The sequence below is a fragment of the Naasia aerilata genome (genome assembly GCF_030296595.1).
Taxonomy (GTDB): domain Bacteria; phylum Actinomycetota; class Actinomycetes; order Actinomycetales; family Microbacteriaceae; genus Naasia; species Naasia aerilata.
The window spans coordinates 202,481-214,933 of the sequence record NZ_AP027731.1; the positions used below are offsets into that span (position 1 = coordinate 202,481).

Annotated in this window: 16 protein-coding genes; 5 read left to right on the forward strand and 11 right to left on the reverse strand. The window is 70.4% G+C overall.

The window, feature by feature from the left end; genetic code table 11:
• Window positions 1-27: 27 nt before the first annotated feature.
• Window positions 28-1,146 (reverse strand): peptide chain release factor 2, encoded by a 1,119-nt coding sequence (gene prfB, locus QUE51_RS01100; RefSeq protein ID WP_286277787.1) that lies wholly within the window; start codon window positions 1,144-1,146, stop codon window positions 28-30.
• Between the two features lie 158 nt (window positions 1,147-1,304).
• Here prfB and QUE51_RS17680 point away from each other — a divergent pair, with 158 nt between their 5' ends.
• Both QUE51_RS17680 and QUE51_RS17685 read left to right on the forward strand, forming a co-directional pair.
• Window positions 1,305-1,826 (forward strand): MFS transporter, encoded by a 522-nt coding sequence (locus tag QUE51_RS17680; RefSeq protein ID WP_350226694.1) that lies wholly within the window; start codon window positions 1,305-1,307, stop codon window positions 1,824-1,826.
• On the forward strand, window positions 1,781-2,548 hold the full coding sequence (locus QUE51_RS17685) for an MFS transporter (protein ID WP_350226749.1): 768 nt from the start codon (window positions 1,781-1,783) through the stop codon (window positions 2,546-2,548). Before QUE51_RS17680 ends, QUE51_RS17685 begins: the two co-directional genes overlap by 46 nt.
• 31 nt (window positions 2,549-2,579) lie before the next feature.
• Here the strand turns inward: QUE51_RS17685 and QUE51_RS01110 are convergent, their stop codons facing one another.
• Together QUE51_RS01110 and QUE51_RS01115 are read right to left on the reverse strand one after the other, a co-directional pair.
• The gene (locus tag QUE51_RS01110; protein WP_286277788.1) at window positions 2,580-3,857 is read right to left on the reverse strand and encodes an RNA polymerase sigma factor; all 1,278 of its coding nucleotides are present in this window, start codon (window positions 3,855-3,857) and stop codon (window positions 2,580-2,582) included.
• A 31-nt stretch (window positions 3,858-3,888) separates the two neighbouring features.
• Window positions 3,889-4,314 (reverse strand): YciI family protein, encoded by a 426-nt coding sequence (locus QUE51_RS01115; RefSeq protein ID WP_286277789.1) that lies wholly within the window; start codon window positions 4,312-4,314, stop codon window positions 3,889-3,891.
• A 182-nt stretch (window positions 4,315-4,496) separates the two neighbouring features.
• Between QUE51_RS01115 and QUE51_RS01120 the strand changes: the two genes are divergently transcribed.
• Together QUE51_RS01120 and QUE51_RS01125 are read left to right on the forward strand one after the other, a co-directional pair.
• Entirely contained in the window at window positions 4,497-5,552 is a 1,056-nt protein-coding gene (locus QUE51_RS01120; RefSeq protein ID WP_286277790.1) for an LLM class flavin-dependent oxidoreductase, read from the forward strand.
• A gap of 24 nt (window positions 5,553-5,576) precedes the next feature.
• A complete protein-coding gene (locus QUE51_RS01125) occupies window positions 5,577-6,170 on the forward strand; it encodes a DUF4865 family protein (RefSeq protein ID WP_286277791.1) in 594 nt (197 codons plus the stop codon).
• 10 nt (window positions 6,171-6,180) lie between these two features.
• On the opposite strand, the gene QUE51_RS01130 is transcribed toward QUE51_RS01125, so the two are convergent.
• The 8 genes from QUE51_RS01130 to QUE51_RS01160 all read right to left on the reverse strand — a co-directional run bounded on the left by QUE51_RS01130 (window position 6,181) and on the right by QUE51_RS01160 (window position 11,814).
• Window positions 6,181-6,972, reverse strand: a complete 792-nt coding sequence (locus tag QUE51_RS01130) for a sugar phosphate isomerase/epimerase family protein (protein ID WP_286277792.1) — start codon at window positions 6,970-6,972, stop codon at window positions 6,181-6,183.
• Complete coding sequence (locus tag QUE51_RS01135) at window positions 6,969-8,042, reverse strand: Gfo/Idh/MocA family protein (protein WP_286277793.1); 1,074 nt, start codon at window positions 8,040-8,042, stop codon at window positions 6,969-6,971. Before QUE51_RS01135 ends, QUE51_RS01130 begins: the two co-directional genes overlap by 4 nt.
• An 87-nt stretch (window positions 8,043-8,129) precedes the next feature.
• A complete protein-coding gene (locus tag QUE51_RS01140) occupies window positions 8,130-10,370 on the reverse strand; it encodes an acyltransferase family protein (RefSeq protein ID WP_286277795.1) in 2,241 nt (746 codons plus the stop codon).
• 32 nt (window positions 10,371-10,402) lie between these two features.
• On the reverse strand, window positions 10,403-10,801 hold the full coding sequence (locus QUE51_RS01145; protein WP_286277796.1) for a pilus assembly protein TadG-related protein: 399 nt from the start codon (window positions 10,799-10,801) through the stop codon (window positions 10,403-10,405).
• A gap of 32 nt (window positions 10,802-10,833) precedes the next feature.
• A complete protein-coding gene (locus QUE51_RS01150; protein WP_286277797.1) occupies window positions 10,834-11,109 on the reverse strand; it encodes a hypothetical protein in 276 nt (91 codons plus the stop codon).
• A 132-nt stretch (window positions 11,110-11,241) separates the two neighbouring features.
• On the reverse strand, window positions 11,242-11,454 hold the full coding sequence (locus QUE51_RS17690; RefSeq protein WP_350226695.1) for a hypothetical protein: 213 nt from the start codon (window positions 11,452-11,454) through the stop codon (window positions 11,242-11,244).
• Window positions 11,451-11,630, reverse strand: coding sequence for a TadE/TadG family type IV pilus assembly protein (locus QUE51_RS17695; protein WP_350226696.1), 180 nt, complete (start codon window positions 11,628-11,630; stop codon window positions 11,451-11,453). Before QUE51_RS17695 ends, QUE51_RS17690 begins: the two co-directional genes overlap by 4 nt.
• 7 nt (window positions 11,631-11,637) lie before the next feature.
• Window positions 11,638-11,814, reverse strand: a complete 177-nt coding sequence (locus tag QUE51_RS01160; RefSeq protein ID WP_286277798.1) for a hypothetical protein — start codon at window positions 11,812-11,814, stop codon at window positions 11,638-11,640.
• Window positions 11,815-11,909: 95 nt separating this feature from the next.
• Between QUE51_RS01160 and QUE51_RS01165 the strand changes: the two genes are divergently transcribed.
• The gene (locus QUE51_RS01165) at window positions 11,910-12,419 is read left to right on the forward strand and encodes a P-loop nucleotide/nucleoside kinase family protein (protein ID WP_286277799.1); all 510 of its coding nucleotides are present in this window, start codon (window positions 11,910-11,912) and stop codon (window positions 12,417-12,419) included.
• The last annotated feature ends 34 nt before the right edge of the window (window positions 12,420-12,453 follow it).

The following is a 12,453-nucleotide window of genomic DNA, read 5'->3' on the forward strand; positions in this document are numbered from 1 at the left end:
CTATCCGGGCCGGAATGTGCCTGTCGGCTAGTCGTGCTTCTGCTTGCGCCACCGGATGCCCGCGTTGATGAAGCCGTCGAGGTCGCCGTCGAACACCGCGCTCGGGTTGTTGACCTCGTGCTCGCTCCGCAGGTCCTTCACCATCTGGTACGGCGCGAGGACGTAGGAGCGGATCTGGTCGCCCCAGCTCGCGGTGATGTTGCCGGCGAGCTCCTTCTTCTTGGCGTTCTCCTCCTCCTTCTTGAGGATGAGCAGGCGCGACTGGAGCACGCGCATGGCGGCGGCGCGGTTCTGGATCTGGCTCTTCTCGTTCTGCATCGAGACGACCGTGCCGGTCGGGATGTGCGTGAGGCGCACCGCCGAGTCCGTCGTGTTGACCGACTGGCCGCCGGGGCCGCTCGAGCGGAAGACGTCCACCCGGATCTCGTTCTCCGGGATGTCGATCGACTCGGTCTCCTCCATGAGCGGGATGACCTCGACCGCGGCGAAGCTGGTCTGCCGCTTGCCGGCCGCACCGAACGGCGACATGCGAACCAGGCGGTGCGTGCCCGCCTCGACGGAGAGGTTGCCGAAGGCGTACGGGGCGTCGACCTCGAAGGTCGCGGACTTGATGCCCGCCTCTTCCGCGTAGCTCGTGTCCATGACCTGCACCGCGTACTTGTGCTGCTCCGCCCAGCGCAGGTACATGCGCATGAGCATCTCGGCGAAGTCCGCGGCATCCACGCCGCCCGCACCGGCGCGGATGGTGACGACGGCGGGCCGCGAGTCGTACTCGCCGTTCAGCAGCGTCTGCACCTCGAGCTCCCCGAGCATCCGCTGCATCGCGGCGAGCTCGGCCTGGGCCTCCTCGGCCACCTCGGCGGCGATCTCGTCGTCCACCTCGCCGTTGACGAGCTCGACGAGCACCTCGAGGTCGTCGAGGCGGCGCTCGATCTCGGTGAGCTTCGCGAGCTGTGCCTGCACGTGGCTCAGCTCGCTCGTCACCTTCTGAGCGCGCGCGGTGTCGTCCCAGAGATCCGGCGCCCCCGCCTGCTCGGACAGCGTGGCGACGCGCGCGCGCAGGGCGTCGACGTCGAGCACCGCCCGGATGTCGTCGAAGGTGGAGCGGAGGGTCGCGATCTGCGCGGTGAAATCCAAGTCGGCCATGTCCCCATCAGCCTACCGGCGCGGCCTCGGGCGGCCCCGGGGCCGCCCCTCCTGACCAAATCCAGGACATCGGGACCTTCGCCGGTGAGGCCATGCGGATCCAGCCGCCTCGTCGCCCGAATCTCCTTGATTTGGTCAGGGGTACAGTCGAAGGAGTCATGACCGCCGCCGGATCGACCTTCCGCTGGCGATCGATCGCACTCGCGGCCTTCCTGCCGACCCTGCTGTTCTCGATCGGCGAGGGCGCGATCATCCCCCTGATCCCGGTCGCCGCGCACAACCTCGGCGCCACGCTCGCCATCGCGGGCCTGATCGCCGCCATGGTCACCCTGGGCGAGCTGGCGGGCGACATCCCGAGCGGTGCGGTCGTCGGCCGCATCGGTGAGCGGGCGTCGATGATCGCGGCGGCCGGTGTCGCGGTCGCCGGCCTTCTGCTGTCGATCGTCGCGCCGAACCCGCTCGTGCTCGGCATCGGAATCTTCCTCGTCGGCCTGGCGACCGCGGTCTTCGCGCTCGCCCGCCACGCCTTTATGACCAGCTACGTGCCGCTGGAGTTCCGGGCCCGCTCGCTGTCGACGCTCGGGGGACGTTCCGGCTGGGCTACTTCGTCGGGCCGTTCCTCAGCGCGGGCGTCATCCAGCTCACCGGATCGGTGCTCGCGGCGTTCTGGATCTTCGTGATCTGCTGCGTGGCCGCGACGATCGTGCTCGTGACCCTGCCCGATCCCGAGGCGACCTTCGGCGCCGCCCGGCTCGCGCGCCTCTCCCCCGACTCCGAGGGGCGGCGTCTCGCCACCGAGGAGTCGCACGGCCTCCTCGACACCATCCGCAGCAACGCCGGGCTCCTGGTGCGCCTCGGCAGCGGGTCCGCGCTCATCGCGGCCCTGCGAGCAAGCCGACAGGTGGTGCTCCCGCTCTGGGCGGTCAGCATCGGGCTCAGCGAGACGCACACCGCAGTGATCATCGGCGTCGCGGGCGCCGTGGACTTCGCCCTCTTCTACACCGGCGGCCACATCATGGACCGCTTCGGCCGGCTGTGGACCGCGGTGCCCTCCATGGTCGGGCTCGGGCTCGGGCACCTGGTGCTCGCGTTCACCCACGACGTGCTGACGCGCGAGGGCTGGTTCATCGCGATCGCGCTGTTCCTGTCCCTGGCGAACGGGATCGGCGCCGGCATCCTCATGACGCTCGGCGCGGACCTCGCTCCGCCCGGCAACCCGGCCCCGTTCCTCGGCGCTTGGCGGTTCACGAACGACTCCGGCGGCGCACTCGCGCCGCTCGCCATCGCGGCCATCACGGCAGCCGCCTCGCTGCCGGTGGCCGTCGCGGTGCTCGGGGTGCTGGGCTTCCTCGGCTCCGGCGTGCTGCTGCGCTACCTGCCGCGGTACTCCCCACGCCCCTGACGACGTCGGGAAGGCCGACGCACGCCGCGGCTCAGCGCTCGGCCGGCACGGCGGCGCGCGCCATCAGCATCGCCTTGACGCGCTCGTTGCCCGCGAGCTCCGCGGCGCGCAGGAACTCCGCGCGAGCCTCCTGCTCCCGCCCCAGCCGGGCGAGCAGGTCCGCGCGGACGCCCGACACGAGGTGGAACGTGCCGAAGCCGGGGCGAGCGGCGAGCTCGTCGACGACGGCGAGCGCCTCCTCCGGGTGCCCGGACATCGCGACGGCCACCGCGCGGTTGAGCTCGACCACGGGCGAGGGCGTCAGGGCGAAGAGCCGGTCGTAGGTGCGGACGATGCGCGACCAGTCGGTGTCCTCGGCCCGGACGGCGACCGCGTGGCACTCCGCGAGCTCCGCCTGCAGCCCGTAGGACCCGAGCTCGGGCGCGAGCTGCCGCGCCCGCCCGAGTGCCTCCCTGCCCCGCGCGATGGCCGTCCGATCCCACCGGCGGCGGTCCTGGTCCGGCAGCACCACCGGATCGCCCGCAGCGTCCGTCCGGGCCGCGAAGCGCGACATCTGCAGCTCCATGAGGGCCACGAGCGCGAACACCTCCGACTCCCGGGGAAGCAGGCTCGCGAGGACGCGCCCCAGGCGGAGGGCCTCGCGGCAGAGGTCGGGGCGCAGCAGGTCGGCGCCGCCACTGGCCGAGTAGCCCTCGTTGAAGATGAGGTAGATCACCTCGAGCACGGCGCCGAGCCGACCGGGCAGCTCGGCGGCGTCCGGCACCTCGAACGGCACGCCTGCCTCGGCGATGGACCGCTTCGCGCGCGAGATCCGCTGGCCCATGGTCGGGCTCGGGACGAGGAACGCGCGGGCGATCTCGTCCGTGCTGAGCCCGCCGACCATGCGCAGCGTCAGCGCGACGCGCGAGGGCCGCGCGAGCACCGGATGGCACGCGACGAAGATGAGGCGGAGCACCTCGTCGTGCAGCGGCTCGAGCGCGAGCTGCTCGGGTCCCGACTGCTCCGCCACCTCGAGACGGTGGCCCAGCTCGGCGTGCCGCTCGTCGAGGCCGACGCGTCGCCGCCAGGAGTCGACGGCTCGCCGCCGGGCGACGGTCGTCAGCCAGGCGGCGGGGTTCCGCGGGATGCCGGTCCGCGGCCACTGCTCGAGCGCCTGCACGAGGGCGTCCTGCGCGAACTCCTCCGCCTCGTCGAACCCGCCGAGCGTGCGCGCGAGCGCGCCGAGAACCTTCGCCGACTCGATGCGCCACACCGCCTCGATGGCCGCCTGCGTCGCTCCCCCGCGCGGGGCACCGGCGGCCGAGCTCACCGGTCTCCCGGGAGCTCTGGCCGCCCCGGGCTCACGCGCCGAGCTTCTCGCCCCGCGAGATGCGCCACTCGCGCTCCTTCTGGACGTGCTCGTTGTCGAGGTCGAACTCGTCGATGCTCGGCACCCGCCGCACGGTGACGCTGCCGACCTGCAGCGGGGCCCGGCGGGCCCACTCGACGGCCTCCTCCTGGGTGGCGGTCTCCAGGATCCAGAACCCGTAGAAGACCTCCTTCGCCTCGCTGAACGGTCCGTCGGTGATGGTCCGCTCGTCGCCGTCGTAGTCGATGCGGACCCCCTCCGACTCGGGCGAGAGGCCTTCGGCACTGAGCAGCACGCCGGCGCTGATCAGCTCCTCGTTGAACTTCCCCATCGCGTCGAACGCCTCCAGGGCCTCGGGCGAGGTGTAGTCGATGTCCGCAGCCGACGGCGCCTGGGCCATCACGAGCATGTACTTCATGGTGTGTCTCCTCTGATCCGGACGCCGGACGCGCCCTCACCGAGTACGTCGAACGGGCGGCGCGGATTTCGACAAGTCTGCCGAAACGAGGCGGTCCCCTCCACAGGCGGTCATGAGCGGATGCTGCGGGAATTGCGGATCGCTACGGTGGGTTGCCGCGGAAGACAGAAAGAGGCACGACCATGACGGAAACCCTGGAGCTCGGGCTCGACACCTTCGGCGATGTGACGCGGAGCGCCGACGGCGCCCCCACGCCGTTCGGGCAGGTGATCCGCGACGTCGTGGACGAGGGGGTGCTCGCCGACCAGGTGGGCGTCGACTTCTTCGGCGTCGGTGAACACCACCGTCAGGACTTCGCCATCTCCGCCCCGGATGTGGTGCTCGCGGCCATCGCCGGCCGCACCACGCGCATCCGCTTGGGCTCCGCCGTCACCGTCCTCAGCTCCGACGATCCTGTCCGCGTCTTCCAGCGCTTCGCGACCCTCGACGGCGCCTCGGGCGGCCGGGCCGAGGTCATCCTGGGGCGTGGATCGTTCACCGAGTCCTTCCCCCTGTTCGGCTACGACCTCAGCCAGTACGAGGACCTGTTCACGGAGAAGCTCGACCTGTTCGCGGCCCTGCTCGAGGAGGGGCCGGTCACGTGGAGCGGATCCCTCCGTGCCTCACTCGCGAACCAGGAGGTCTACCCGAAGACCGACTCGGGCCACCTGAAGACGTGGATCGGCGTCGGCGGCAGCCCCGAGTCCGTCGTGCGCGCCGCCCGGTACGGCATCCCCATGCTGCTCGCGATCATCGGCGGCGACCCCAAGCGATTCCTCCCCTACGCCGACCTCTACCGGCGCGCCCTTACCCAGCTGGAGTCGGATCCGCTGCCCATCGGCGTCCACTCCCCCGGCCACCTCGCGCCGACCGACGAGGAGGCCCGAACGCAGCTCTTCCCGCACTACAAGGCGATGCGTGACCGCATCGGCCGCGAGCGCGGATGGTCCCCGATGAGCACCGGCGAGTACGAGCAGGAGATCGAGCACGGCTCGCTCTACGTGGGCTCGCCCGAGACGGTTGCCCGCAAGATCGCGGCCACGGCGAGCGCCCTCGGCATCGCACGGTTCGACCTCAAGTACAGTGCGGGGCCCCTGCCGCACGACGCGATGATGCGCAGCATCGAGCTCTACGGCACGCAGGTCATCCCCCGGGTGCGCGAGCTGCTCGCCGAGTCGAGCACGCCGATCGCGCTCTGACACGACGGCGAACGAGGGCCCGGCATGCTGGCGATGCAGTACGAGATCACCCTTCCAGCCGACTACGACATGGGCATCATCCGCCGCCGCGTCGAGCGCGGCGGGCCGATCCTCGACGCCTACCCCGGCCTCGGTCTCAAGGCGTTCCTCGCGCGGGAGAAGGGCGTCGGCGGCTCCCCGGTGAACCAGTACGCCCCCTTCTACCTCTGGGAGGACTCCGCTGCCGCAGCCTCCTTCCTGTGGGCGGGCGACGGCTTCGGCAACATCGTCCGCGACTTCGGCCGCCCCGCCGTGCAGACCTGGATCGGCGGCGCCTTCCGCCGGGGACCGGCCTACGGCACGACGCCGAGCCACGCGGTCCGCACGCCACGACTCCTCGACAGAGACGCCGACCCGACGGAGGCGGCGGCCGCCACGGCGGATGCGCTGGCGGCTCGGGAGAGCGAGCCGGGCCTCCACTCGATCGCCTACGGGATCGATCCTCAGTCGTGGGAGTTCGTCCTCTTCGCCCTGCACATCGAGCGTCCGGCCGCGGTCGACGGCGACCTGTTCCAGGTCCTGCACCTGTCCGCGCCGGGCATCGACCGGCTGCCCGGCGAGGTCCGCCGGCGGCTCTGACACGGGTGCTTCAGCGGCAAGCGAGGCCTCGCAGGAAGTCCGCCGACCGTCGGGTGTCCCTCACCATCGAGCGCTCAGGGGTCATCCCTTCCGGGTGCCAAAGCTCCAGCGTGAGCCAGCCCGAGTAGCCCGGCACGGCGTCCAGGATCGCGGCGATGTCGAGCTCGCCGTCGAGGAGGTCCTCGGTGGGGACCGGACCTCGCTGGTTGCGGAGATGGAAGCAGTGCACGCGCTCCGGGTAGGACCGGACCCACTCCAGCGGATCGTGACCGGCGACCCACGCCCACGCGACGTCGACGCACAGCCCCACCGACGGATCGGCGTACCGGACGACGGAGTCGAGGTCCCGCTGAGCGTTCTCGCGCTCAGAGGCATGGTTGTGCAGGGAGACGGACAGCTCGAGCGGCGCCACGAGCTCCCGGATGCGCGACAGGTTCTCGCCCTGCCGGCGGGCGTCGTCGTCGGTCTTGTCCACCGGGTTCGACCAGTCCACCTGGTCGGCGTTGAGGATCAGGTTCGTGCCGCCTGCCGCAGCAAGCCGGTCCGCCACCGGGAGGACGGCCGAGTCCACCTCGAGCCGCTCGAACGGAAGGGTCAACGGCAGGCCCACATAGGAGCCGGACACCGCGAGACCCAGGTCGCGCAGGATCGCGAGCTTCTCGGGCTGCGGATCCGTCTCGACCGCGTCCACCCCCGCTTCCGCGCACGCGCCGTACAGAGTCGGCCAGTCCCACTCGACGCCGTCGCGCGCGAAGCGCTCCATCCAGCCGTAGAGCGCTGTCGCGACGCCTCTCGGCGTCACCGGCGCACCTCGACGACGGTCGGCTCGCCGGTGCGCGCTGCGTCGTAGATTCCGCGGACACAGCGGAACTCGTCGACGGCGGCCGCGCCGACGCTGGCCAGCGAGGGGCGCCCGCGCATCGCGGCGTGGAAGTGCACGAGAGGGCGATCGAAGATCGTCAGATCGCTGCGCTCCGGAGGAGTCACCACCTCCTCCTTCAGCTCACCGTCCCGATCTGTCGTCAGGTAGACGGGCGCCTGCGAGTCGAACGGAGTCCAGCGCAGTGCCCCGCGCGTCCCCTCCAGTTCGGCGCGTGCGAACTCCTCGGCGTGCGTGCCGTTGGCGCGCTCGTAGTTGACGCGGAGGACGCCATCGGCGCGGGCGATGCGCAGCGAAGCTCCCGCGGTGGACTCTGTGTCGTGCACGACGTCGACCGGGTCAGCCGCCGTGCGGATCTGCCCGAGCCACGCGTCCACGATCTCCACCCGGGTCGGCTGCAGCAGATCGAACAGGGTGGAGAAGTCGTACGGCCCCCAGTCCATGACCACTCCGCCGCCGCTCGCGCGCGAGTCGAGGAACCAGCGGCTGGCCGGCTGGTACTCGATGCCCGCGCGACTCCGGGGCCACTTCGTCACGAAGTCGAGGTGGATGAGGTCGCCGAGGACGCCACTCGCCAGGACGCCCTTCACCGCCTCGTTGTGCGGGAGGCCGCGGAAGCGAGTGCTGCAGGACCCGAAGAGCACGTGGGCCTCGGTCGCCGCGGCCAGCATCTCCTCGGCCTCGTCCACCGTCATCGCGAGCGGCTTCTCGCACAGCACGTGGCGGCCGCTGCGGGCCGCGGCGATGGCGGGACCGGCGTGGAACACCGGCGGAGTGGCGACCACGACGATGTCGTCCGGCTCCGGGTCCTCGGCCGTGAGCATCGCATCCGCGTTGCCGAAGCCGGTCGCCTGAGGGAAGGCGGCGAGGAACCCCTGCAGCACCGTCGGGTTCGGGTCGGCGACCCGCAGCTCGACCTCCTCGCCGAGCTTCGCGGCCGCCTCCGCGTGCGTCCGGGCGATGACTCCGGCCCCGATCAGGTACAGCCGCATGCCGCTCCACTCCGTCGTGTGTGGGCACGATCCCAGATCGCCCCGGTGCAATCTACGCGTCCGGATGCGGCCCTCGCCAGGCGATGATCAGGGCGCGGCCGTCGCCGTCTCGCCCGGGAAGAGCAGCTCGCCCAGCGCAGGCGCGATCATCGACGAGTACTCCGGCGTCAGGTGGCCGACATCCCAGCGCATGGGCGCCGTGCCCGCGAAGATCGGGCACCAGGTGCGCGTACAGAACCAGGAGGAGGTGTCGAAGTATTCGACGCCGGCCGCCTCGGCAGCGGCACGGTCCGCCTGTGCTTTGAGCTGCCACCCTTCGCCGATTTGGGAGAGACAATCGGCCGGAGTGCTGACCCGTGTCACACACACCGCCGGGTCCTGGCCGCTGGGGTTGGGCGAGAGCAGGATGATGCGCCGCCCCTCGGCCTTGACCGCGTCCAGGATCTCGACCCGTCCGTCCACCCACGCGGCCTGCGGGCTCGGGGAGTCGGGACTGACCGCCGTCTGACCGAATGTGTACTCCGAGTCGACGACGATGACGACGTCGGGCTCGAGGGTGTTGATCAGCTCCACCTCTCGCGCGCGGCTGTCGTTGCAGAGGTCGGTCGCCTTCTGCCCGGACTCGATCTTCATCACGATGGCGCTGAACGGGCAGGTGGAGAAGCCGATGCCGCGCACGGTGTACCCCCGCGGCTCGAACGCTCCCCTCACGGCGGGCATCCAGGCGACCGCGAACGAGTCGCCCACCACCACGACCGAGCGATCCCCGGAGCCGAATGTGCATACGCTCTGGTCGTCGAGGTCAGGAGGGTTAAGGCACCCCGCCTGCTGCATCTCCGGGTTCAGGTCGGAAGCGACCTGGTCGATGGCCGGCGACAAGTCCGACGGCCACTCTTTCGCGTTGACCGCCAGTGCGAGCTTCTGCTGCAGTTCTTCGGCGGCTGTCGCCGGGGCGCTGGCCGTCGCGCTCGGGGTGGGGACGGGGACGAGTGCCTGAGGATGGGTGGGCACCGCGCGAGGAACAAAGGCAGCCGCGACGAGCGCGGCGACCACGAGGGCTTCCAACCCCAGGAGCGGAATGGCCCACCGTTTGAGGCGGCTCTCTCCGCGCCCTCTCTGCAGCCTGCGGCTCCTCTGGGCCGCGGTACGCGCCTCGGCTATCGCGGCCGCTTCTGCAGGAGGGGAAAGCCACGCCGACTTCCTGACCGGATCCTCGATCAAGTGGTAGGACAGCACGGAGGAAGCGAGGATGAGCACGGACGCGAGGACGAAATAGCCGACATCGCCCGGCCGGAAGAATTCGGCGAGGAGGATTATGACGGGGAAGTGCCACAGATAGAGCGAATACGAGATGTCGCCCAGATATCCGGCCACCGTATTCGTGAGCGGCGCGAGGAAACGCTGAGTTCCGCCCGTCCCCGCGATGATGACCAAGGCAGCGGAGAGAACCGGCAGCGCGGCCCAGGGCGCAGGAAACGCGACACGGTCGTTGACCACGAACAACGAGAACACGATGCCAGCGAGTCCGGCCCAGCCCAGAACGGGTCGGAGCACGGCGGGAATTCGCCGGGCTACCGGGGCGTAGACGGCGATGAGCGCCCCGATCCCGAGTTCCCATGCCCTGGAGAACGTCGAGAAGTAGGCAGTCGCGGCGCTCACCTGGGTCTCGTACACCGCCCAGCTGAAGGACGCGACGGTGATCACGACCATCGCGACGCCAGCCACTGCGCGGCCGGTGGCGTGGCCTCGCCGAGCCGCCGCGCTGATGAGGAAGATCGCCAGCATCAGCCAAGGCCAGACGAAGTAGAACTGCTCCTCGACGGAGAGCGACCAGTAGTGCTGCAACGCGGATACTGGTCCGTGGGCCTGGAAGTAATCGGTCTTGGCGATCGCGAATCGCCAGTTGGCGGCGAAGAGAAGACTCCACAAGCCGTCGATCAGCGTGCTGACGAACCGGCCGGAGTTGTAGATGAAGTAGGCGGCCGCGATGGTCACGGCGAGAACCACCGTGGCGGCAGGGAGAATGCGCTTCACGCGCCGGCGATAGAAGTTGAGAAAGGATATCCGGCCGGTCTTCTCGTGCTCTCGGAGCAGGAGACCCGTGATGAGGAATCCGGAGATCACGAAGAACACATCGACGCCGACGAAGCCTCCCGATGGCCAGCCCAGCAGATGATCGAATATCACCGCGACCACGGCCAGCGCTCGGAGCCCCTGAATGTCGGGACGGAATGCCCCCTTTCGCGCGCCTTGCGACTTGACCGCAATCGGGTTCAAGCCGGTTTCGGATGACATGTCGGTTTTCCCTTCGGTGGTCGACCCGATCATAAAGAATCCGGGGAATTTCGACCAGGAATTCCTCAGCGGAAGGCCGTGCGGGCGACGGACGTGACGCGGAGTCGAAGGCCGTCCGGGAGGAGGAACGACGCCAGCGGCGGTCGCCAGCTGGCCGACAGGGTCACCGAGGCGCTGCGCCCGTCGGAGGTGGTCGCCTCCTCGAGGGCGAGGTCGGGAAGGTCCGCCGGGGCCGCCGCGAGGTACTCCCGGACAGCCCTCTCGGTGTCCGCGTCCCTGAGGGCAAGCCGCACCCGCCCGTCCTCCACGGTCACGGTGTCGAGCGGGAAGGACTGGGCTGCCGCGAGCGCCGCCGCATCCGCAACCGTGTAGAGGCGCTTGCGCTCGAGGTAGAGCGAGGTCGCTGCGGCGACGACCAGGATGAGCGCCAGCGCGAGCGCGAGGAAGCCGGCGAGCAGCGGCAAGATGGACCCCTCGTCAGTCGAGCTTCCGCGCATCAGGGGCTCGGGCTTGGGAAGCGCGCGACTGCCAGCGTGGCGGTCCCCTCGACCGGCAGGCTGAGCGGCAGCCCGTCCGGGACGAACGGCAGCGGCACGATCACCCGCACGGTGGCAGTCACCTCGTCTCCGGGGCGGCAGCCTCCGCCTGCTCGGCAGTCGACCGACACCGCGGCGTCGGCCGCGTCCACGGAGAAGTCGGCGAGTGCGAGCTCCACCGTCCGCTCCGCCCTGGCGGACACGGCCGCGGGATCCCCCGCTCTGCTGACCAGCACCGCGACCCCCGGGCCGCGCCCTCGGTCGCGAACGCGGCGGCCTGAACGGAGGCGAGGGTGAGGACGAGGTAGACGAGCGGCACGAGGAGCAGGACTGATCCGGCGAGGAACTCGACGGACGCCGAGCCCTCCTCACTGTCCCGCATCCTCCAAAGGCGCATGACCGGTCACCTCCAGGCCGTGCTCGATCCCGATCAGCCCGAGGACGGGCAGCGGTGCACGGACTCCGATCTCGGCAACCGGCGCTCCGAGGACGTCCGTCGTCTGCGCCGTCACCTCGACGGGATACTCCGGCCCCAGGGCTGCCGCGATGAGCGCCCGCGTCCGCTCGGCGCCTTCGGTCATCGTGGCGCCGCCGAGGGACGCGAAGCGCGCCCCTCGGCCGCCGCGTCGGTGACCGTGTTGCGCACGTGCAGAGCGAGCCCCAGCTGAAGCACGGAGAGGACCAGCAGCGTGAGGAGGGCGCCTACCAGCACGAATTCGACGGGCGCGGACCCCTCGTCGTGCGCTCCGGGCCTCATCTGTGCCTCAGAACGAGCTGACGCGCTCGATGGCCTGCTCGAACACGCCCGTGAGCGCGGGACCCGCGACGCCCCAGATCAGCAGGACGAGCCCGGCCGTCATCAGCGTGATGAGGACCCAGCCGGGTACGTCACCCCTGTCGTCGGCCAGCCGCGCCGCGGTCTTCGCCAGCAGAGTCTGCATCGCTCCTCCTTCGCCCTGCGCACAGTCTCGGGAGTGGGCGAGGCGCCGCGTTCAAGTTCTCCACAGCTCGCTGACGGCGGGGTCATAATGCCGTTGTGGCAGATGTCCTGGTCCTGCACGGCTCTCCGGGCTCGGGGAAGAGCACCCTCGCGCGGGCGCTCTCCGAGGCGCTTCGGACGGCGGACGTGGCACACGGCGTCATCGACATCGACGAGCTGAGCCTGGTGCACCCCTACCCGGGCCGGTGGTTCCCGCGCGAGAACCTCCGCGCCATCTGGCCCCACTACGTCGCGGCCGTGCCCGACCTGAAGCTCATCGTCCCGATGGTGTTCAACGACGAGGAGGAGGTCGAGCTCTACCGCGCGGCTCTGCCCGGCGCGCGGCTTCTGATCTGCGAGACCACCGCGCCGATCCCGGTGCTGAAGGAGCGGGTGACCGAGCGCGAGCCGACCGATGAGTGGGCCGCCTCGCTGCGCAAGTGGGTCGACGTCTACCATGCCCGGTCCGATCACGATCGCATCCGGCAGTTCCAGGTGGTGACGCACCCGGCGACGGTCGACGAGTCCGTCGCCGAGATCCTCGGCTGGACCCGGTGGCTGGACTGATCGGGTGATGGCAGAAAGCCCGAGAATCACAAGC

What these genes read in the sequence shown, in the direction of transcription:
- QUE51_RS01140 (WP_286277795.1), bottom strand. Translation starts at nt 10,370, where the DNA reads ATGATCGGGTCGACCACCGAAGGGAAAACCGACATGTCATCCGAAACC.
- QUE51_RS01160 (WP_286277798.1), bottom strand. Translation starts at nt 11,814, where the DNA reads ATGCAGACTCTGCTGGCGAAGACCGCGGCGCGGCTGGCCGACGACAGG.
- QUE51_RS17695 (WP_350226696.1), bottom strand. Translation starts at nt 11,630, where the DNA reads ATGAGGCCCGGAGCGCACGACGAGGGGTCCGCGCCCGTCGAATTCGTG.
- QUE51_RS01135 (WP_286277793.1), bottom strand. Translation starts at nt 8,042, where the DNA reads ATGCGGCTGTACCTGATCGGGGCCGGAGTCATCGCCCGGACGCACGCG.
- QUE51_RS01115 (WP_286277789.1), bottom strand. Translation starts at nt 4,314, where the DNA reads ATGAAGTACATGCTCGTGATGGCCCAGGCGCCGTCGGCTGCGGACATC.
- QUE51_RS01120 (WP_286277790.1), top strand. Translation starts at nt 4,497, where the DNA reads ATGACGGAAACCCTGGAGCTCGGGCTCGACACCTTCGGCGATGTGACG.
- QUE51_RS01125 (WP_286277791.1), top strand. Translation starts at nt 5,577, where the DNA reads ATGCTGGCGATGCAGTACGAGATCACCCTTCCAGCCGACTACGACATG.
- QUE51_RS17680 (WP_350226694.1), top strand. Translation starts at nt 1,305, where the DNA reads ATGACCGCCGCCGGATCGACCTTCCGCTGGCGATCGATCGCACTCGCG.
- QUE51_RS17690 (WP_350226695.1), bottom strand. Translation starts at nt 11,454, where the DNA reads ATGACCGAAGGCGCCGAGCGGACGCGGGCGCTCATCGCGGCAGCCCTG.
- prfB (WP_286277787.1), bottom strand. Translation starts at nt 1,146, where the DNA reads ATGGCCGACTTGGATTTCACCGCGCAGATCGCGACCCTCCGCTCCACC.